The following is a 19,424-nucleotide window of genomic DNA, read 5'->3' on the forward strand; positions in this document are numbered from 1 at the left end:
ATGATTTTCTAAAAGTTCGTAAGTTTTCCGGTCAAGCCCTCGCAATGAATGAAAAGGGCCTCTGCAATCGGTCAACGCATGAAGGCGAGGCATTTTGGCCTTTTGTTTGTCACTCTGCGAGTACCGGAAAATCGTAAACGCCGTCCAAGGCCAGGTGGCAAGGTCGCCGGGCAGGGCGTTTCTGTCAAGGGCGCGGGCCGTGCCCGAGGTCAAGTCAGCCGCTTGCCGGAGCAGGTATCAGAGGGATTCGTTTTCGTCGGGGTCTTCTTCCGCTATCTGCCCGTTGACCGAGGCGCTCAGGACGGGAGAGGGTTTGAAGGTCAGCACGCGGCGCGGCTTGATCGGCACTTCGACGCCGGTGCGTGGATTACGGCCGAGGCGTTCGCGTTTGCTACGTACCGCAAAGAGACCAAAGGACCGCAGCTTCACCGCCTCGCCAGTAACGAGGGCAGTCGCTATTTCTTCCAGCGCCATTTCGAAAATTTCCTTGGCTTCGGCGCGCGACAGCATCGGACAGCAGCTGTAAACGGCATTGAGGAGATCCGCTCGAGTTGCGGTTTTGCGGTTAGTTGCCGTATCCGGCCGCGGCCCAGACGCTCGAGGCATCTTGTTGATTCTCCCCCTTTTAGCCGCTCTCTTGGAAGCAACCTTAAAACATTTTGAGGGCCAGGGGAAACGCCCAAGCGAGATTTTGAAGAAATAATGGCTACGAATAGTTCTCCTTCATTATAGGCCGACAGCTGGCATGAAAAAGGCCCCGGAGTTCCGGGGCCTTTCCAACGAAAAACGGCATGAAAGAGCGGTTTTAGAAATCCATGCCGCCCATGCCGCCCATCCCGCCGCCGCCTGGCATGGCGGGAGCATCTTTCTTCGGTGCTTCCACGACAATCGCCTCGGTGGTGATGAGGAGACCGGCGATGGAGGCTGCATCCTGAAGGGCGGTGCGGACGACCTTGGTCGGATCGATGATGCCGAGCTTCACCAGATCGCCATATTCGCCGCTTTGGGCGTTGTAGCCATAGGCATAGGAGGTATTCTCAATGAGTTTGCCGACCACAACCGCACCGTCGCCGCCGGAGTTGTCAACGATCTGTTTGGCGGGGGTCTGGATCGCCTTGCGAACGATATCGACGCCGGTTTTCTGGTCCGGGTTTTCGACCGTGAGGTTTTCGAGGGCCTTAATCGAACGCAGCAAGGCCACACCACCACCCGGCAATACGCCTTCTTCGACGGCGGCACGGGTTGCGTTGAGCGCGTCATCGACGCGGTCCTTCTTTTCCTTCACTTCGACCTCGGTCGCGCCGCCGACGCGGATCACCGCGACGCCGCCCGCGAGCTTCGCCAAGCGCTCTTGCAGCTTTTCACGGTCATAGTCCGACGTGGTGTCAGCGATTTGCGCCTTGATCTGGGCAATACGCGCCTCGATGTCCTTCTTGTCGCCGGAACCGTCGATGATCGTGGTCGCTTCCTTGTCGATGCGAATCCGCTTGGCACGGCCGAGCATCTGCAAGGTGACGTTTTCGAGCTTGATGCCGAGCTCTTCGGAAATCAATTGCCCGGAAGTCAGGATCGCAATGTCCTCAAGCATAGCCTTCCGGCGGTCGCCAAAGCCGGGGGCTTTGACCGCCGCGACCTTCAAGCCGCCGCGCAGCTTATTGACGACGAGCGTCGCGAGCGCCTCGCCTTCGACGTCTTCGGCGATGATGACGAGCGGTTTGCCAGCCTGCACCACGGATTCGAGAACCGGCAGCAGGGCCTGCAGCGAAGACAATTTCTTCTCATGGATGAGAATATAAGGGTCTTCTAGCTCGGCGATCATCTTCTCGGCATTGGTGATGAAATAGGGCGAGAGATAGCCGCGATCGAACTGCATGCCTTCAACGATGTCGAGTTCCGTCTCAAGGCTCTTTGCCTCTTCAACGGTGATCACGCCCTCATTGCCGACCTTTTGCATCGCGGTCGAGATCATCGTTCCGACCGACTTGTCGCCATTGGCCGAGATCGTGCCAACCTGGGCGATCTCGTCGTTCGAGGTGACCTTTTTCGAGTTTTTCTTGAGATCGGCGACGACGGCCTCGACAGCGAGGTCGATGCCACGTTTCAGATCCATCGGGTTGAGGCCGGCGGCGACCGCCTTGGTCCCTTCGCGGACAATCGAAGCCGCGAGGATCGTCGCGGTGGTGGTGCCATCGCCGGCCGCGTCATTTTGCTTCGACGCGACTTCGCGGATCAGCTGGGCGCCGAGATTTTCGAATTTGTCGGCAAGCTCGATCTCTTTTGCAACCGCGACACCATCCTTGGTGATACGCGGCGCGCCGAATGATTTCTCGATGACTACGTTACGGCCTTTGGGGCCAAGGGTGACCCTGACAGCGTTGGCGATGATGTCGACGCCGCGCAACATGCGATCGCGGGCATCGGACGAAAAACGGACGTCTTTGGCTGACATATTTAAACTCCTGAAACCGGGTTCTTAAAAATTCGGGAAGGATTTTTGGCGCTTAGGCGACGACGCCCAGGATATCGCTCTCCTTCATGATCAGGAGATCCTGACCATCGATCTTGACCTCGGTGCCCGACCATTTGCCGAACAGAATCTTGTCCCCCGCCTTGACATCAAGCGGCGTGAGCTTGCCGCTTTCATCGCGGCCGCCGGGGCCCACAGCGATAATTTCGCCTTCCTGGGGCTTCTCCTTGACCGTATCGGGGATAATGATCCCGCCTTTGGTCTTTTCCTCACCTTCGAGTCGTCTGACCACGACGCGGTCATGCAATGGACGAAAGCTCATGTTTTTGAATTCCCTAATGCGCCGCCGGGGCGTCTTCACTTTTCGCGGAAGGCGCCTTGCGAAGCTTGCGGCTGATTTGAAACGGCGCCCTCTTAGCACTCAGTGACCGAGAGTGCTAACAGAGCAAACCGTAACTAGGGTTTCGATGTTGCCAAGTCAAGGCCGATCCCCTTCTAAAAAGTGACGACGTTGGTCGAATCCACCAAATGCCCTGCCTTCTTTATGGCAAGCCCAATGCGACGAAACGCACTTCGCCTTGCCCGTTGGCGACGAGGAGGAGCGCCGATTTCTTACCACTGCCCTTCAAAGCCTCGATTTTTTTCGAAAGATCGGTGGGATCCTTGACCGGCTCCTGATTGATTTCGACGATCACATCGCCGGATTGAACATGTTTTTCAGCGGCGCTCGAGTCGGGATCGACATCGGTGATCACGACACCTGCGACGGTGCTTTTGATGGAAAATTTCTGCCGCAATTCATCGGTGAGGCTCGAAAACTCCATCCCGAGGGCCTTTTCAACCGGGCCGGCGATCGCTTTTTTGCCGGCCTCGTCATGCTTACCGGCAAGGGCAACCTGCTTCTCATTCTCTTCCAAGCGGCCGAGCTTGATCGTTTTGGCGATCTGCTTGCCCTGCCGCATCACCACGATCTCGACCTCCTTGCCGACCGGCTCCGAGGCGACGATTTTCGGCAGATCGCGCGATTCCTTAATGTCTGTTCCATCGAATTTGATGATGACATCCCCGGCTTTGAGACCCGCCGCCTTGGCTGGGCCCTTGTCGTCGGTTCCCGCGACCAGGGCACCGCGCAGCTTGCCGAGATTGAGGCTCTCGGCGATCGTATCGTCGACATTTTGAATGCGCACGCCGAGCCAGCCACGCCGCGTTTCGCCGAATTTTTGCAATTGATCGATGACCGGGAGAACTGTCGCTGCGGGTGTTGCGAAGCCGATCCCGATCGACCCTCCTGAGGGGGACAGTATCGCGGTATTGATACCGATCACTTCCCCTGCCATGTTGAAGAGAGGCCCCCCGGAATTGCCCTTGTTGATCGCCGCGTCGGTCTGGAAATAATTGTCGTAAGGGCCAGAATCGATGTTGCGATGGCGGGCCGAGATAATTCCGGCGGTAACCGTGCCGCCAAGTCCAAAGGGATTGCCGACGGCGAGCACCCAATCGCCCACCCGCGTCTTCTCACTGTCGCCGAATTTTACGGCTTTCAGCGGCTTGTCCGGCTTGACCCGGAGCACGGCGACATCGACTTTTTCGTCCTTGCCGATCACGTCCGCCTTCAGTTTCTGCCCATCCGTGAAAATCACCGTCACTTCATTGGCATCGGCGATCACATGATTGTTGGTGATGACGATGCCGGAGGGATCGATGACGAAGCCTGACCCGAGGGAATTCGACTTGCGTTCGCGCGGCTTTTCTGGGCGGTCGCCCCCCCCTTGGCCCCGCTGGCCCCCCTGCTGATGGCGCTTGAAGAATTCCTCGAATAGATCGTCGAATGGCGTCCCCGGCTCCAGCTGCGGCGCGTTGCTGGCGTGTTTTTCGTCCATCGTCTGCGTCGCCGATATGTTGACGACGGCATCGCTCACCGAATCCGCGAGATCGGCCAGGGAGTCCGGCCCCTTTGCGAAGGCGGGGGAGGGACCGGGAATCAGCAAGGCACTTCCCGCGGCGCCCAAAATCAGCGCGCAAAGAAGTCCATAAGCGGGGCGTGTGCCAACCTGCCTCCACCGCGCGCCATGTTCAAACCGCCCTGCACCGAGAAAAACCGGGAATAGACCCATGTAAACAATCTCCTTGAAGCACCCGCCATTGCCCTTGATGACGCAAGCCGCAACCGGGCGGCCGGTGAAGAGGGCAGGTGCGCTAAACCGGTGCGCCGGAGGCCGTGCCCCAATCTCAAAGGCACAGCTTAGCCGATGCGTGGCTTTTCCAACCAAACCGCCTTCTACACCGGTTCTTCATGAAACTCATTCGACTTTTTGGGGTTTTTCGCGAGGATTTCAATCGCTTCGGCCACGCTATGAAAGAAATGATCGCGCTGCACGGCATCGGTGACGCCGAAACGGTCGAAAGCGTCCTGGGCCCGCGTCGATTCGAGCCGGGCAATCGCGAAAGTAATGTTCATTTGTTTGCAGTGCTCGATAAATTCAAGAATGACTTGCGCCGCCGTGAAATCGATTTCGACAATGCTGCTGGCTTCCAAGACGATAAGTTCGGGTTGAGAGTGCCGGAGGACGCGCCGGGCTTGATCCTGGAATTTATAGGCGTTGAGAAAGGCCAGGGGAGCTTGGAAAGCGATAACGAGAATTCCTTCAAGTTTTTCGCCCTTGAGATCACGGCTTGGAGGCCACCAAATCGAGGTTCCTGGAACCCGCTCGAAGATGATGAGACTGGCGCGCGTCATCGACCATATTCCGTGCAGCAGCGACAGCACGATACCGGCCGCCACGCCCGTTCCCACCGGCAGCACGACGATCGCCGTCAAGGTTGCGAGGATCAGCAGGAACTCGCCGAAAGCGCGCCGGAAAATCGCAATGATTTCTCCCGCGCGGACGATCCGCATCGCGACGAAAAATAAAATTCCGGCAAGCGCCGCTTGCGGAACATGCGCGAGAAGCCCGGTGCCGAAACGGGCGATGCACAGGATCAGCACGACGGCCGCCAGCCCGGCGCCTTTGCTGCGCCCGCCTGTCTCGGCGACGATCCCGGTCAGGGGCGGGCTTGCATTGACGGGAAAGGCGCCGAAATAGCCCGCCAGCAGATTGGCCGCACCAACTCCGGCGAAATCGAGATCGATCAAGCTGCCGTTCTGGGACGGCGCGGGGAATTCTCGGGTCGTCGCGGCGGTTTGCACCATAATGGTGGCGACCACGACGAAGGCGAGCGGCGCGGCTTGAACGAGATGCTCGAATGGAACCAGCGGGATTTGGAAATGGGGGAATTGCCCCGGTATTTGCCCAAGAACCGAGACGCCATTGCGCTCAAGACCAAACCCATAAACCGCAGCTGTCGCCGCCGCAATTCCGAGCAGCGATCCTGGAATGCGCGGGTTGATCCACTCGGCGCATACCGTCACGGCGAAGACAGCGAGTCCGAGAAAGAAAGAAACGCGGTTCATCTCGCTCAATTTGCCAGCGATCGCATAGGCTCGCTGCAACAAGCTGCCATCGGGAGAATCTATCCCGAGCAGTGAGGGGAGCTGGGAAACGACGATGTGGCAGGCGATACCGGCCAGGAACCCGATTGTTACGGGCTTCGACACGAGATCGGCGATCCATCCGAGGCGGAAGAGCCCGCAACACAGCAAAATGGTTCCGGTCAGCAGAGCGAAGCTCGCGCAAAGGGCTGGATACTCCTGGCTTCCCACCGCCGCCAAAGCGGCAAGGCCGCCGGCAAAAATCGGCGCGATGGTTGAATCCGCGCAGGCCACAACGAGATAATTGGCTCCGATGATCGCAAAGCCGATCATTGCCGCCGCGAAGGCAACGAAACCTACAGGGGGAGAAAAGCCGGCTAGATGCGCCGTGGCCATCTGCGAGGGAAGTGCAACGGCGGCGAGCGCCAGCCCGGCGGCGAGATCGGCGCGCAAATCTTGTGCCGCATAACGGGCGGCCGATCGCAGGACATCACTTGGGCGCAAGACTGCCCTTCGCCCCATGAGCGGATTTCAAGCATGCATGATCATGCTTTGTTTGCGCGGCATAAGCCATCGCGAAGGTGCCAAGCGCGTCGTCGAAAACTTCCGATTTTCCCATATAGCCCGCCAGCAGCGCCGGGTCGCCGCTTCTTGCATGCGCTCTCGCAAGTGTCCGGCCGCAGAGGTTGGCATAGGCATCGAGTGCCTTGCCTTCGAGGACTTGACCGAGGGAACCAAGCCGGCGGTTCTTGAGCTGGCGGACGTAGAAATGCCGGCTGGTCTTGGGTTCTTCGGTCCAGCCAAGAAAAATATCGCTCGCAGCCTGCATCGCCCTCTGGCCTTCCACCACCCGGCAGCCCTGCTGTAAGAGGTGCGGCGGCGGCGCTGCAATTTTTTCGAGCACAGATGGAAGCGCCTGCTTGACCTGCAGGAATAAGGGCTCGCCATCCGCTGTCATGAAAAGGCCGACGGCACAAAATGTTCCGACGCTGCCGACACCGACGACTTTGAAGGCAATGTCAGCAAGCGTGTAACGTTCGACAAGTGCGCGCCGCTCCGGAAGCAGGCAGGATTGGTAATTGGCGAAGGCGGAATGCGCATGAATCTTGTAGTCCTTCGTCGCCGCCGTATCGAAATGATAGATCAGGGGCGGGCGGTCCGCGATCCGCGCAACGCCTGCTTTCGCCGTCGCGAGATGCGGGAAATTATCGTCCGCCGCCAAATCTTTTTTGGCTTTTATCAAGACGGAAAACAAGGTTTCGCGCAGTTTCGTATCGCCGATCCGTTTGACCTCGCGATCAATTTCCATGCGCGTGTACCAGACCTCGAGCGGCGGCTTGACGGCGAGCTCGAGGATGAATTCGCGATAGGATTTGACGGTCGCTGTCGCGAGCGCTCGTGCCCTTTTGTCCGGCATGTTCGCGTTAAGAGCAGCAACCGCAACGCTGGCGGCGAGCCGCTTGATATCCACCGTAAAATCGATGCCCGGCAAAGTCTCGTCGAAATCATTGATATCGAAGAGGACGCGTCCTTCCGGCGTTGAAAAAACGCCGAAATTCAGCAAATGACAATCGCCGCAGGCCTGAACGTGCGCCCCGACTTGGGGTGTAGCCGCAAGATCATGGGCCATCACGGCGGCGGCACCGCGCAGAAAGGTAAAGGGCGACTGCTGCATGCGCTGGTAGCGGATTGGAAGAAGTTCTGGGATGCGTGCGCCGTCGGTTTCGGCGAGAATGGCGACCGGATCTCGGCTGGACGCTGGCGGGCACGCAGCATGGGCTTCACGCGGCACCTGTTGGCGCAGCGCCTGCCCCGCCTTAAGTCGTTCCGCGCGCGGGAGATTTTTGGCCGGAATGGCGTCGAAGGAAGAATGTGACATGCCGCCGCTCCGGGGCGAAAGGCTCGCCTAATGGATATTATGCTCGTACCGCTGGCTGCGGGAGTCAAATCGACAGAAGCGCAGACATCGAACTGTCACATGAACGGCATATTGCCCGCGCGGCGTCTTTTCAACAGGCGGGACCTTGTCCATGGATAAAGCGTCAGACACGAGGAAGAGCCGATGCCACCGATATTCGATCCCGCGATCCAGAAGGACGCGCTCGATCTAATCATCGCAGTCCTGCTCGGCGGCGTCATCGGCTTCGAGCGGGAGTGGCGCCAGCGTCTGGCGGGTTTGCGGACCAACACGCTGGTTTCGCTCGGTGCCGCGATTTTCGTCGTCTTTGAGGGTCAATTCACCGATTCCGGTCCGACGCGGGTCGCCGCGCAGGTGGTGAGCGGCATCGGATTTCTCGGCGCCGGCGTGATCTGGAAGGAAGGCGTCAATGTGCGCGGCCTCAACACTGCGGCGACGCTTTGGTGTTCCGCCGCCGTCGGCCTACTGGCCGGCGCCGGCTCCTGGCGCCTCGCGATCCTTGCCGCGGCTCTCATCGTCGGCGTCAATATTGTGCTGCGGCCGCTGACTAGCCTGATCAACCGCCAGCCGATTGATACGGCTGATGTCGAGACTTCCTATATCGTCAATGTCACATGCCGGGGCGCCGACGAAGCGCAAATCCGTGCGCTGCTGGTGCAAGGGTTCGGCGTCAGCGATCTGCATCTGCGCGAACTCGAAAGCAGCGATATCGAAGGTTCCGACCGGGTTGAAGTTACGGCCACCCTCATATCGGACAAGCGGCGTGAGATCGCGCTCGAATATATCGTCGGCCGGTTGAGCTTGCAGCCGGGCGTGACGGCCGCGCGCTGGCGAACGGTGAACACTTTCGTGTGAGCTTCGGGTTGCCGTTGTCTTCTTCAGTTGCTGGACACAGGCGGCGTCTCCGGTTCAGCGGCAACCAGCGAATGCCCCGCATCCTGCCAGCCTTCGGCGCCGTCAGGAAACCAAGCGATATTGCGATAGCCAAAGCTCAGGGCGCGCTTTGCCGCGTTCCAGCTCCCCCAGCACTGCGGGTGGCAATAAAAAACAATGGGCCGGTCGAGGTCGCTTGCCGTTAAGGCCTTGAGGCGTTGCCGGTAAAAGGATTCCTCTTCTGGCGTGAGCCTTCCAGAACCCATTTCCGGCAACCAGATGCTGCCCGCGATGTCGTCGTGCGGCACCGGTTTCCAGATCGCACCGGGCGCCAGATTCTCCGGGCGGCGCGGCGCCGCGGCGGCGTCGATCAGTATGGCTTTGCCTTCACTCAAAATCCCAGCCAGATCTTGCGCATGAATGACCCGCGCGCCCGAAAGCGTCGCGGGCACCTCGCTGTGCATTTGGCCCGTCCAATAGGTTTGCGGTTCGGGTACTTCGGCGGATGCGGTTCCGGCGGCAAAGAGATGCGTTACAGCCGCAATGCTGAGGGCGATCTTCGCGGTTTTCGGTCGCATTAGCTGCCGCCCGGACCAAGATCGAAACTTTGTTCAAAAAGCGCATTGTCGCTGTCACGGGCTTTGACCGCGAGCTTGCCCTTGTCCGGCGCGTTGACGTTAAAAGTAATCGCAGGATCGGCGGCGAGCGAGATATCGCTGTCGAGATGCACTACGGCCTCGCCGTTTAAGGTGACATCGACCGATTTGAGAAAGCGTGCGGGGGTATAGCCCTGAGTCATCTCGTCTCTTTGCATGCCGTTGAAATTGGGGTGCCGGATCAAGAGCTGCGCCTCGCGCGCGTGACCTTCTTGCGGCTCACCCAGCCAGCGCAGTTTCATCTTGCCGATTTCGGTCAGCGCTTGCGCGTCATAAGAGCCGGACGGCGCCGAGCAGCCGCCCGAGGCCTTGACGAAGCGATGCGTCTCATGGAGAGCGCCGCCTACCGTCTCCTCGATGGCATGCATATAGGTGTATTGATTGACGCGGACGCGGAGTTTTAGGCTTTGCGGATCGCCCGCCGGACCGAAGATGACATGCGCGGCGATGGGGGCGGGATTGTCATCGATGATGAGATAGAGGCTTTTGACGTCCTTGGGATTTTGCACGCGGATCGTAATCGGGACGAGGGCTGCGTCCTCCGCACGATCAGGTGCTTCCAAAACAATTTGGGCATCGCCGGGCTGAATGTGCCGCGTCCCGAAAATCTCTTGCGCCAGGTCGTTCCAGCGGGCGGCACGCGCCGCCTCATCGTCTTGCGCTGCCGCTGCCCCCGAAAGAAGCAGAGCGCTAGCGAGAGCTGCGGCCAAAGCAATGCTTTTCGGGGTCTCAGTTTGGTGGGGGATCATTCCCATTCGAGTTCCTTATATGCTTCGCCAACATTGCGGCCGTTGTAATCGTCGAACAGTTTCCATTCGCTTCTTTCTGATGCGGCAACGGTTTTGATGGCGGCGTCAATTGCAATTCCGTCGGCGATTGCCTTCTTTGTGTCGCGCTCGAGCGTTGTCAAATAGCGCGTGATCGCCGCAGACGCCAAGGGCCAATCCGCCGCGACAGGGCCATGCCCCGGCACAGTTCGGGCCGCCGCATGATTTTTTAGCACCTCCAGCGTCTTGATCCAGCCGCGCAAACTGCCGTCGAGCGAGGGCATGCGGCCAATGAACACCAAATCGGCGGGCAGAAGCGTACCGGTGTTTTTATCGAATAAGCTCACGTCGCAAACCGTATGGGAAGCGGCGTGGGCTGTGACCTCGATGATGCGGCCGCCGAGATCGATTTCGGCGCGGTCGCGGATTTCCATTCCCGGCAAAACGACAACCCCGGCTTTTTCGGGCCCGATTATAGCCGCCAATTTTTCGCGGTAATAGGCGCTTCGCTCATGCAGTGTCTCCTTGAGCCGCGCGTGTCCGATGAAGACCGGATCATCCTTCAAAAAGGCGCCGGCCCCGAAAACATGGTCGGGATGGACATGGCTCATCACCACATATTTAATCGGTAGCTTGGTTGTTTGGGCGATCGCAGCGCGCAAGCGTTCGCCGTCAGTGAGGCTGCCCCCTGGATCGGTGACGAGTACCGCCTCGATCCCTACGATAAATCCGGTGTTGGCGATGGCATTGTCGTTGGCGAGCGTCGCATCTTCGTCAATGCCGCGCCTGATGTGGATGCCTGAGGCGATTTCTTCCGTCGCGAGGGGAGCGGTTTCGCCCGCGTATATCGCGCTTGGCAAACAGCAGAGGCAGAAGCCGCCAAAAACAACGCGGCGCCGGCTTGGCTGGCCGGTCTTGTGCGGGGAGGGGGGCGGCGGCGCGTGTTCCCCGGTGGTTCCAGTTTCGCCATGGCCACGCATGGTGGTATTTACCTTAATCCGAGCGATAGTCTTCCGGCGAGTTCACGGATTTTGCGAATCCAATCATTTGGCCGATGCGTTACAGTTCGATTCTTGGAAAGACTCCGTGATCGTTACCGGACTGGTTAGATGAGAGCTGAACCTTACGCCTGCCGGGCCTCAGAAGCTTCCTTGGTTACGAGCGAACCGGGGCCGAAATTAGAAATTATAAGTATAAGACGACGGGAGGGAGAATTACCATGGCGAGTCTGCAGTCGATCGATCATTTTGTTGTTCTCATGTTGGAAAATCGTTCCTTCGATTGTGTCCTCGGGGCGCTTTATCCGAAGTCGCCGGCCTTCGAGGGGATCGATGGGACGGAAGCCAATACCGGTAGCGACGGCAGGAAATGGCTCCTGACAAAGTGCCCCGTCACCAAGAAGCTGGCGGACTCGGCCGTGCCGGCTCCTGATCCAGGTGAGCTGTGGGTTGAGATGAATTTGCAGATTTTTGGCTCCCGCCAGCTCAACCCGGACGGCAGCCCGAAGGAGGGTGCGGTCGCGGATATGAGCGGCTTTATCGAGAGCTATACCGACATCGCCATCGACCCATCGCGTGCGGCTCATGATCCTCAGAGGCTCATGAGCTATTATGACCCTCGGGTGCATATGCCGGCGCTTGCCAGCCTTGCCGAGGAGTTCGCTGTTTGCGACTGCTGGTTTGCTTCGGCCCCCTGTCAGACGTGGCCGAACCGGTTCTTTCTGCACACGGGAACCGCCGCCGGATATGAAAACAATCAGCCAAAGAAGATATTCGACCTCAAAATGAAATCGGTTTTCGAAGCGTTCGACGATGCCGGTTTAAGGGATGGTTGGGCGATCTATCATCATGACATTCCGCAAACAGCGACGCTTACAAACCTGCGGATGAGAAACGACAATTTCCATTTGTTCGATACCTTCGTGAAGAATGCTAAGGCTGGAAAACTGCCGCGCTATTCCTTTATCGAGCCGAGATATTACGCGGACATTGATATCCGTGTGTTTCCGCCGCGCATCAATTTGCCCAATGACCAGCATCCGCCACATGTCGTGACGTTTGGCGACGAGCTTGTCGCGTCAGTCTACAATGCGTTGCGCAGCAATATCGAGGCATGGAAAAAGACAATGCTCGTCATCATCTATGATGAGCACGGCGGATGTTATGATCATGTGCCGCCGGGCAAGGCGGTGCCGCCGGGACAAGGGGTCAGCGACAATCCGAGCCCAGTTTTCGCCTTTGACCGTTATGGCGTCCGGGTTCCAGCGGTCATCGCCTCCCCCTATATCAGTCGCGGGACGGTTCTACGGCCGAGCGACGCCTTTTCGGGCGACGGCGCAACGCCTTTCGATCACACGAGTGTGATCAAGACCCTGCAGGAGAGATTCAATCTTGGCGCACCCCTCACGGACCGCGTCGCGGCGGCACCGACGCTCGAGCGCGTGCTAAATCTCGACGCGCCGCAAAATTTGGGACCGGCGAGCGTGACCCCTTCGACCCGGAAGGTGGGTCTGTTTCACAAACTCAAATCCCTCTGGGAACCGTGGGGCGATTTCCAGGAGAGTCTGCATCAGGCCGCGCGGAAATTGCCGTCCGCCGACCATGGCAGGGCGCAGCGCTATTTCGACCGTCATGACACAGTCCCGGATCCGAACAAGCCTGACGGGGTTGATTCCGATGCCACGGCGATGTGGGAATACGCCAAGAATCGGGCGCTCAAGGCCATGCGGATCAGATAATTGGACAGCCCCCGAGGGGGCGGGCACCTTGAAATGATCAAGTCTCTTCCGGGCCTGAATCTGGGCGAATGTTGACGTCAGCGGCCCAAACTGGTCTACATCGGCGCCCCTTCGTGCCGGGCGCACGGGGCTCGTTGATCTTTGAGACCGCACATCAGATGAATTTTCTGACGCCTTTTGCCAATGCCTGGCACTACCGGGAATTGATCAGAGCCGTGGTCCGGCGGGAATTGGCGGTCCGCTTTCGCGGCACCATCTTCGGCTGGGTTTGGGCGATCTTCGGGCCGCTTGTGATGCTCACGGCCTATACGGTGATCTTTTCACACGCCGTCGGTGTTCCGGCGTCGGCCAAAGGGGGCAGTTTCGGCAGTTACGCTTTGTCAATCTTTACGGGGTTGATTGTCTTCAATCTGTTCAGCGAACTCGCCTACCGTTCGCCGGGACTCTTGCATGAACATGCCGGCGTCATCAAAAAGTCTATTTTTCCGAGCGAGACCTTGGCGTGGACAGCGGCAATCCGAGGTGCCGTCTATGCTGTGATAAGTTTGGGTGTGTTGCTTGTTTTCGAGCTGGTGCTGACCTTCCGGCTGCCGCCAGCAAGTTTGCTTTTGCCTTTGGTCGTCGTGCCTTTCTTTTTGTTCCTGCTTGGAATCTGCTGGTTTCTCATGGCGCTTGGATCATTTACCCGCGATGTCGCTCATCTCATGATCTCGATCGTGCCGGTCTTCATGTTCGCGACACCAATTTTTTATTCGATCGAGGATGTGCCGCCCAATCTGCGGATCTATTTGCATCTCAACCCGATCGGAAATTACGTCGAGATGATGCGAGACCTGCTTTTGTTCAACAGATTTCCCGATCTTTTCCTCTATGGCGGAACGGTTGCGGCTTCTCTGCTAATCTTCTTTTTTTCGTACCGCTTCTTCATGCAATACAAGGCCGTCTTCGTCGATGTCATCTAATTCCGTCATCAGCTGCGATCGCGTCGGCAAGGCATTTCAGCTCTATATGCGGCGCAATGACCAGCTCAAACAGGCGATCTTCGGTCATTGGAAGCAGTTCTACCACGAGCATTGGGTGTTGCGGGACGTTACGTTTAAAGTTCGCCGTGGTGAGCGAATCGGCATTATCGGTCGCAACGGCGCCGGCAAAACCACGTTGCTGCAGATCATTTGCGGGATCACCCTGCCGACGCATGGAACTGTCCACGTCAACGGCCGGGTGGCGCCGATTCTGGCGCTCGGGGCCGGGTTCGATCATGAATTGACAGGCCGGGAAAATGCCTTGATCGGCGGTGCCATTTTGGGCATGCGGCGTGCCACTGTCGAGGCAAGACTCCCCGCGATTGCCGCCTTCGCCGGGATCGGCGATTTTTTTTATCAGCCGGTCAAACTCTATTCGAGCGGGATGGCGGCGCGGCTCGCCTTTGCTGTCTGCGCGCATGCCGACGCCGATATTCTGATCGTGGACGAAGCCCTCTCGGTTGGTGACGAGGCTTTTGGCGCCAAATGTGATGCTTTTATCAAGAATTTTGCGGAGCACGGCACGATCCTTGTCGTCTCACATGATCTTAAAACTCTCGAAACTATCTGCGACCGTGTTCTTTGGATCGAGGATGGCGCGGTGCGCGCTATGGGAGCCGCCAGCGAGGTAATCCCTTTGTACCGGGCGGCGATCGATAAGAAGCCGGTGGTGTTCGCCAAGATTGCGTGATCCGCTGGGATCTCAGCTTGCAGTTTGCCCGGACGTGTCCTTGGGCACCGCGAAATTCGCATTTTGTCTCCAGATCAAAACCAGGGCGGCGGCAAATTCCACGACGATCGCCAGGGCGACAAGAGCAATGAGGCGCGGATCCTGACGTACCAGCGTTTCGGTGGATACGAGAATTGCGACGTGGATCGTTGGAATCGCGATCATGGTCACGGTTGTTGCCGCCGAGGAGCGGCCGCTTGCCGAAGAGAGGCTCAAGATGAGCCCGATCGCCAAAAGCGCATGAGCCAGTGCGAGTATGGGGATGCCAAAGCGTTTGGCGGCTTCGCTCATCCACTCGTTGAAAAGCCGCGGATAGAGATGGTTCATGGGTTGCTTCTGGAAGAACTCCGAAAGAGGCAATTCGAAGACTCCACGCCAGCCGCGCTGCGGTAGTCCTCCTGAGCCTTGCATGCCAATTGGCATCGCATATTCATTAAAATGCGCCGTTCGAATCGTCGATCCATCGGCGGGAAGAGTCTCGATCGAACCATTGCTCAGGATGAGGACGACGCCATTGGCGTTGCGGCGGAACTCCGCTTGCGCTGCCGTGATGATTTGTTCCTCGTTCTTCTCGGCGGAGAATTGATGGATGAACATGCCTGAGACGACATCGGCGGATTGCCAGCGGCGGAAATAGAGCGTCCGCGTCCCATTGTCGAAGGTGTAGAATTGCGCAGGCTCAAGCATCCGGTGGTTGAGCGAATTGCGAATCACAAAAATTACGTCGTGCATTTCGCCGACATGAGCGGGCGCGAAAACCGAGGAGAGCCAATAGCCAAAGCAGACGGCGACCATGGCGACGAAAACACTCGGCAGCGTGATCGCCCAAACCGAAAGGCGCAGGGAATAAAGCACGGCGATCATCCCGTCGGCAGACATCCGCGCGAATTCGAGAGCAACCGCAACTCCGATCGCCATCGGCAAGGCAACGTAGAGGACGGTCGGCAGAGTGCCAAGAATGGCAGGCAGAAGCAGCCCGCCCCGGATCGCCGCCGGTGGAAGGTAATGAAAAAGCGAGGTCATCACGACCGGGATGCAGAGCCCTGCCGTGATAAGCAGCGTGGCAGTCGCGATGCGCTTTGAGAAATAGAAAAAAAGAAGGCGAGGCATCGCACAGTTCTTATCACGCCCGGAAACATCATCCTAGGAGAGAAAGCCGGGAGTTTGTCGAAACGCTCAAGTTAAGCTTTCATTCGTGCCGCAGCTTTGTTGGCGAATTGGCGCCACGCTGCATCAAAAACACGGCGGTTAGGAAGATTCACGGCACCCGCCCAATGCGCGAAATAGATTTTGTCGCCGAAGACATCGCGTGGCCCTTCAGCGTCAAATGTGACGCCTTCGGCCTTATAAAAGCTTTCTCCGGAAGCGCCTGGAAGGCATTGATTGAGGGACGTGATTTTCAAGCCCTTCCGATGCGCGACGAAATTCGTAACGGGCTGGGCAAACAGCATGCCGCGTTGCCGCACGGCATGAAAAATCGCCTCGTCCGTGTCGATGACTTCATGAAAATCCTTCAAGCTCAAAATCTCCCTTGAGGCGACAAAGAAGCCATCGTTGAAAAGCATGACGCCGCGAAGAAAATCATACTGCTCGCGTTTTTTATTGTAGACGTAGTCCTTTGTTGGAGCCGCCACGATGAAATCGTTTCGGCCTGCTTCGAGCAGGCCAAACATCTCGCGAAAATCACGAAACAAGATGATATCGACATCAAGATAGATGACTTCGTCGAGCGGCAGAGCGAGACTGAGAAATTTCCGCAGCCTCCGGCGATACCCAGGGAACATCGGGTAAAGACGCTTGGCCATGGCATCAAGATCGGCGCTGTCCGGCTCGACGAAATGAACACCGTAAATATCGGCGGCGCGGCGGGTCAACGCGACATTGTCATCATAGGGGATAAGATAGAGAGGTGTCGCTGAATTGGTCGCCAGGTAGCTTTCGAGAAACGGCAGCAGCCAATTGATGATTTTGTCATTGGCGATAATTGCCATGCCGTATTTTTTAGGTGGGGATTCGAAATTTTGCATTTAACTCTTGGATTCATTGTGTCGATGCCAGCCGCCATGGCTGAGCCCGCGATCGGTCTTGTGTTGACGGCATGGATTTTCCAGAGTGAAACTCCGGCTAAGCGTGTAGCTTGAGGAAGGTGGCCGGATCAAGCCCGAGCTTTGCTGGATAGTCTAGGTCCGCGGAAATCGCATGGAAAAACAGACGCGGGCGCGAGAGCCATTGGCTCCGCCAACAAATTCGGAGGAATTGGACAACGGCACAGCATGCTGCCCGGCCACGCCGTCATCTCTGCCCCTCGCGGGCAAATCCGTCGCGATCGTGCATCCGGCTTGGCATTCTTGCGGCAGCCACCAGGTTTTTGTCTCCCAGGCACGCGCCTATCGCAGCCTCGGCGCGAAGGTCTTGAGTGTCGCGGTCGCCGATACGCCCGGCTGCGTCGCGGGATCGCCCGTGTCCAAGAGTTATTTCGACGCGACCAGCGACCTGGCAGCCGACACACGGCTGTTGGCTGGCATGCCGCTGCAAAAAATCTTCAACGGAGGTTTTCTGCGTGCCGCCAAGCAATGGCTGCACGGCAATGACGCGGCCATGCGTGTGGCTGTCGCGCAGCAGGTGACGATTCCCGTTCCCAGTGCCCTTACGGCACAAATCGATCTCATCCACTGCAATCATTTTTTTTGCATGCCGGTTGCGGTTCGCCTGCGTGAGCGGCACTCGTGTCCGATCCTGCTTGACACGCATGATCTGCAAGCGCGCCAATATGCCTTGCGCAATCGCGACCGTCTCCGGTTGCCGCCGTCGGCCGTTTTTGAAGAGATGCTCGAAATCGAACTTGATGCCATGCGTCCGGCGGACGTTTTGATTCATCTCAATGATGAAGAGGCAGCGGCCTTCAAAGAACTCGTTCCAGACAAGCGGCACGCATTGCTGTATCCGGCCGTAGAGGCCATGCCCGTGGGGCTCGGGGGGCACGAGTGTATCATTGTCGCGAGCGCCAATTATCCGAATTTTCTTGGCCTGCGCTGGTTCTTGCGTGAGGTTTTGCCGTTGACGGAAAGTGTTCCGGTCGCAATCCTCGGCAATATCGACCGTGAAGTTCGGTCGCGTGCGCCAGACCTCTATAAGACGCATGCGGCACTGTTTCGCGGCAGGGTCGAAGTGGAGGGTCTGTATGACGCTTATCGTAGGGCTTCGGCCGTTCTGCTCCCGGCAACGGCTGGACATGGGATCTCGATCAAAACAATAGAAGCACTGTCTTGCGGGGCGCCGTTGATCGCGACATCGCTCGCCTTTCGCGGTCTTGGGATTGAAATGTCCGCGCTCGCCAATGTGACCGTCGCGGAGGATGGACGGGCCTTCGCCGCGGCGATGCGGCGGGTCCACGCGAATCGCCTGGTGCCGGCCGGGAACAGGCAGCTGGCGGCCACCCGGCGGGTGTATGAGGAGCGCTTTGCATTCGACGTGTATCGGCTATCGCTATGGGCGATTGTACAGGGTTTGATGGCACCATAAGCCAAAAGAAATTGTGATAGACTCAGCCTATACTTTTATGCCGCCATAACCCATATGGGTGATGATAATATTATCTTAATATCTATAATTATCGTGGGGAAACTCTCAGTTGTAAGTTCGGATGTATGTGTTATTCTTGGGGCGTAATCAGAAGCTTTACAGTCTGATCGAAGTATTTGAATTTGAACTCAATTGGTTTCATTGCATAATTACCGCGTGTCAGCACTTAACCTTTATTGGCACGCGGCGAATTTATTTGGGAGTTTCGCCGATGGCGTACCCTGTTTCCAATATTCGTCAAATTGTCATCAGCCGTCTTCGTGAGAATGAAGTTCGCTTAAAAAGCGTCTTTGATCAGCCCGGCAAAATTAGATGTTGCTGGCTGGACGATCTTCTTCCTTTGGAAATTCTGCACGAGGCGCTTGGCGGCTTGCCAAAGCCTGATGCCATGGTGCGGCGGCAGAGCCTCAAAGAGCGAAAATATGTGTCCGCCGCGCTCGATCAGCTCGGCGAGGCCACCAGGAATTTGGTCGCCGCTTTCAGCGGGCCGGAAATTGCGGAGGTCGTGACCGGCTTGCTGGGTGGCGCGCGGCTCTCTGCCGATCCTCGTTTGTATAATGGCGGAATCACCAAAATGATGCCGGGCGATTTCATGTGCCCGCACCTCGACAATTCGCACAATTATGACCGTACGCAGCGCCGCGCGGTCGTCCTCTTATATTATATGTCTCCAGAGTGGCGGGAGGATTACGGCGGTGCCTTGGAGTTATGGGACGATGACCGCAAAGCACCGCCAAGGGAGATCGCCCATCAAAGCAACCGGCTGGTGATCATGGAGACCACGGACCATTCGTGGCATGCCGTGCGGCCCATCACCGGACCGCAGCCTCGCATCAATGTCACGACCTATTATTATGCCCCCAAAACCGAAATCACTCCCGCAAGGCTCACCCGGTTCTCACCCTGGCCGGGACAACCGGTGCGCGGCATCTATTTTAACGCTGATTTCCATATTCGGTCCTTGGCCGCGCGCGTTCTGGGCGGTGTAAGACCTTTGCCCAACGGCCATATCAATCCAGGCACTCAATCAGCCGCTATGGAAAAACCGGAGCATCCATCGCGATCGCCTTCCCAAAAAGCTCCGGTTTAGGCTTTAGCAGGTGGACGCGCTTTCTTGCATTGGCAAGAGGCGCGTGACTGGGTGTCTAATACTAATGGCCCCGCGGGATGACTCATTGAGTGGATTCCCTTGGCGGCGGTTTT

17 protein-coding genes are annotated in these 19,424 nt (G+C 57.8%); 6 read left to right on the forward strand and 11 right to left on the reverse strand.

Annotation, left to right across the window (positions count from 1 at the left end; genetic code table 11):
* Positions 1–237: 237 nt before the first annotated feature.
* The 6 genes from QEV83_RS16420 to QEV83_RS16445 form a co-directional block, all read right to left on the reverse strand.
* Complete coding sequence (locus QEV83_RS16420) at positions 238–606, reverse strand: integration host factor subunit alpha (protein WP_280128748.1); 369 nt, start codon at positions 604–606, stop codon at positions 238–240.
* A gap of 199 nt (positions 607–805) precedes the next feature.
* Complete coding sequence (gene groL, locus QEV83_RS16425) at positions 806–2,449, reverse strand: chaperonin GroEL (RefSeq protein ID WP_280128749.1); 1,644 nt, start codon at positions 2,447–2,449, stop codon at positions 806–808.
* A 52-nt stretch (positions 2,450–2,501) separates the two neighbouring features.
* Positions 2,502–2,789, reverse strand: coding sequence for a co-chaperone GroES (gene groES, locus QEV83_RS16430; RefSeq protein ID WP_280128750.1), 288 nt, complete (start codon positions 2,787–2,789; stop codon positions 2,502–2,504).
* Between the two features lie 220 nt (positions 2,790–3,009).
* Positions 3,010–4,581 carry a Do family serine endopeptidase gene (locus tag QEV83_RS16435; protein WP_280128751.1) on the reverse strand — a complete coding sequence of 524 codons (1,572 nt, stop codon included), beginning with the start codon at positions 4,579–4,581 and terminating at the stop codon, positions 3,010–3,012.
* 164 nt (positions 4,582–4,745) lie between these two features.
* Positions 4,746–6,440: a SulP family inorganic anion transporter gene (locus tag QEV83_RS16440; RefSeq protein WP_280128752.1), complete on the reverse strand. Its 1,695-nt coding sequence runs from the start codon at positions 6,438–6,440 to the stop codon at positions 4,746–4,748.
* The gene (locus QEV83_RS16445; RefSeq protein WP_280128753.1) at positions 6,427–7,815 is read right to left on the reverse strand and encodes a DUF2252 domain-containing protein; all 1,389 of its coding nucleotides are present in this window, start codon (positions 7,813–7,815) and stop codon (positions 6,427–6,429) included. Before QEV83_RS16445 ends, QEV83_RS16440 begins: the two co-directional genes overlap by 14 nt.
* Positions 7,816–7,998: 183 nt before the next feature.
* Here QEV83_RS16445 and QEV83_RS16450 point away from each other — a divergent pair, with 183 nt between their 5' ends.
* Positions 7,999–8,709, forward strand: coding sequence for an MgtC/SapB family protein (locus QEV83_RS16450; RefSeq protein WP_280128754.1), 711 nt, complete (start codon positions 7,999–8,001; stop codon positions 8,707–8,709).
* Between the two features lie 23 nt (positions 8,710–8,732).
* Here QEV83_RS16450 and QEV83_RS16455 read toward each other — a convergent pair whose 3' ends face one another.
* The 3 genes from QEV83_RS16455 to QEV83_RS16465 are packed head-to-tail and all read right to left on the reverse strand — an operon-like array spanning position 8,733 to position 11,130.
* Positions 8,733–9,305: a rhodanese-like domain-containing protein gene (locus tag QEV83_RS16455; RefSeq protein WP_280128755.1), complete on the reverse strand. Its 573-nt coding sequence runs from the start codon at positions 9,303–9,305 to the stop codon at positions 8,733–8,735.
* Positions 9,305–10,132: a quinoprotein dehydrogenase-associated SoxYZ-like carrier gene (locus QEV83_RS16460; RefSeq protein WP_280128756.1), complete on the reverse strand. Its 828-nt coding sequence runs from the start codon at positions 10,130–10,132 to the stop codon at positions 9,305–9,307. The genes QEV83_RS16455 and QEV83_RS16460 overlap by 1 nt, the downstream gene beginning before the upstream one ends.
* Complete coding sequence (locus QEV83_RS16465; RefSeq protein WP_280128757.1) at positions 10,129–11,130, reverse strand: quinoprotein relay system zinc metallohydrolase 2; 1,002 nt, start codon at positions 11,128–11,130, stop codon at positions 10,129–10,131. The genes QEV83_RS16460 and QEV83_RS16465 overlap by 4 nt, the downstream gene beginning before the upstream one ends.
* A 239-nt stretch (positions 11,131–11,369) precedes the next feature.
* Here QEV83_RS16465 and QEV83_RS16470 point away from each other — a divergent pair, with 239 nt between their 5' ends.
* The 3 genes from QEV83_RS16470 to QEV83_RS16480 all read left to right on the forward strand — a co-directional run bounded on the left by QEV83_RS16470 (position 11,370) and on the right by QEV83_RS16480 (position 14,600).
* Positions 11,370–12,887, forward strand: coding sequence for an alkaline phosphatase family protein (locus tag QEV83_RS16470; protein ID WP_280128758.1), 1,518 nt, complete (start codon positions 11,370–11,372; stop codon positions 12,885–12,887).
* 113 nt (positions 12,888–13,000) lie between these two features.
* Positions 13,001–13,849 (forward strand): ABC transporter permease, encoded by an 849-nt coding sequence (locus tag QEV83_RS16475; RefSeq protein WP_348273235.1) that lies wholly within the window; start codon positions 13,001–13,003, stop codon positions 13,847–13,849.
* Entirely contained in the window at positions 13,839–14,600 is a 762-nt protein-coding gene (locus QEV83_RS16480) for an ABC transporter ATP-binding protein (RefSeq protein ID WP_280128759.1), read from the forward strand. Before QEV83_RS16475 ends, QEV83_RS16480 begins: the two co-directional genes overlap by 11 nt.
* Before the next feature lie 12 nt (positions 14,601–14,612).
* Here QEV83_RS16480 and QEV83_RS16485 read toward each other — a convergent pair whose 3' ends face one another.
* A complete protein-coding gene (locus tag QEV83_RS16485) occupies positions 14,613–15,749 on the reverse strand; it encodes an LptF/LptG family permease (RefSeq protein WP_280128760.1) in 1,137 nt (378 codons plus the stop codon).
* Between the two features lie 71 nt (positions 15,750–15,820).
* Positions 15,821–16,666 carry a hypothetical protein gene (locus tag QEV83_RS16490; RefSeq protein ID WP_280128761.1) on the reverse strand — a complete coding sequence of 282 codons (846 nt, stop codon included), beginning with the start codon at positions 16,664–16,666 and terminating at the stop codon, positions 15,821–15,823.
* Positions 16,667–16,838: 172 nt separating this feature from the next.
* On the opposite strand from QEV83_RS16490, the gene QEV83_RS16495 reads away from it, so the two are divergent.
* Together QEV83_RS16495 and QEV83_RS16500 are read left to right on the forward strand one after the other, a co-directional pair.
* Positions 16,839–18,161 carry a glycosyltransferase gene (locus QEV83_RS16495; protein ID WP_280128762.1) on the forward strand — a complete coding sequence of 441 codons (1,323 nt, stop codon included), beginning with the start codon at positions 16,839–16,841 and terminating at the stop codon, positions 18,159–18,161.
* 271 nt (positions 18,162–18,432) lie between these two features.
* Positions 18,433–19,311, forward strand: a complete 879-nt coding sequence (locus tag QEV83_RS16500; protein ID WP_280128763.1) for a 2OG-Fe(II) oxygenase — start codon at positions 18,433–18,435, stop codon at positions 19,309–19,311.
* Positions 19,312–19,424 lie beyond the last annotated feature (113 nt).

This window comes from Methylocapsa sp. D3K7 (assembly GCF_029855125.1).
Taxonomy (GTDB): Bacteria; Pseudomonadota; Alphaproteobacteria; order Rhizobiales; family Beijerinckiaceae; genus Methylocapsa.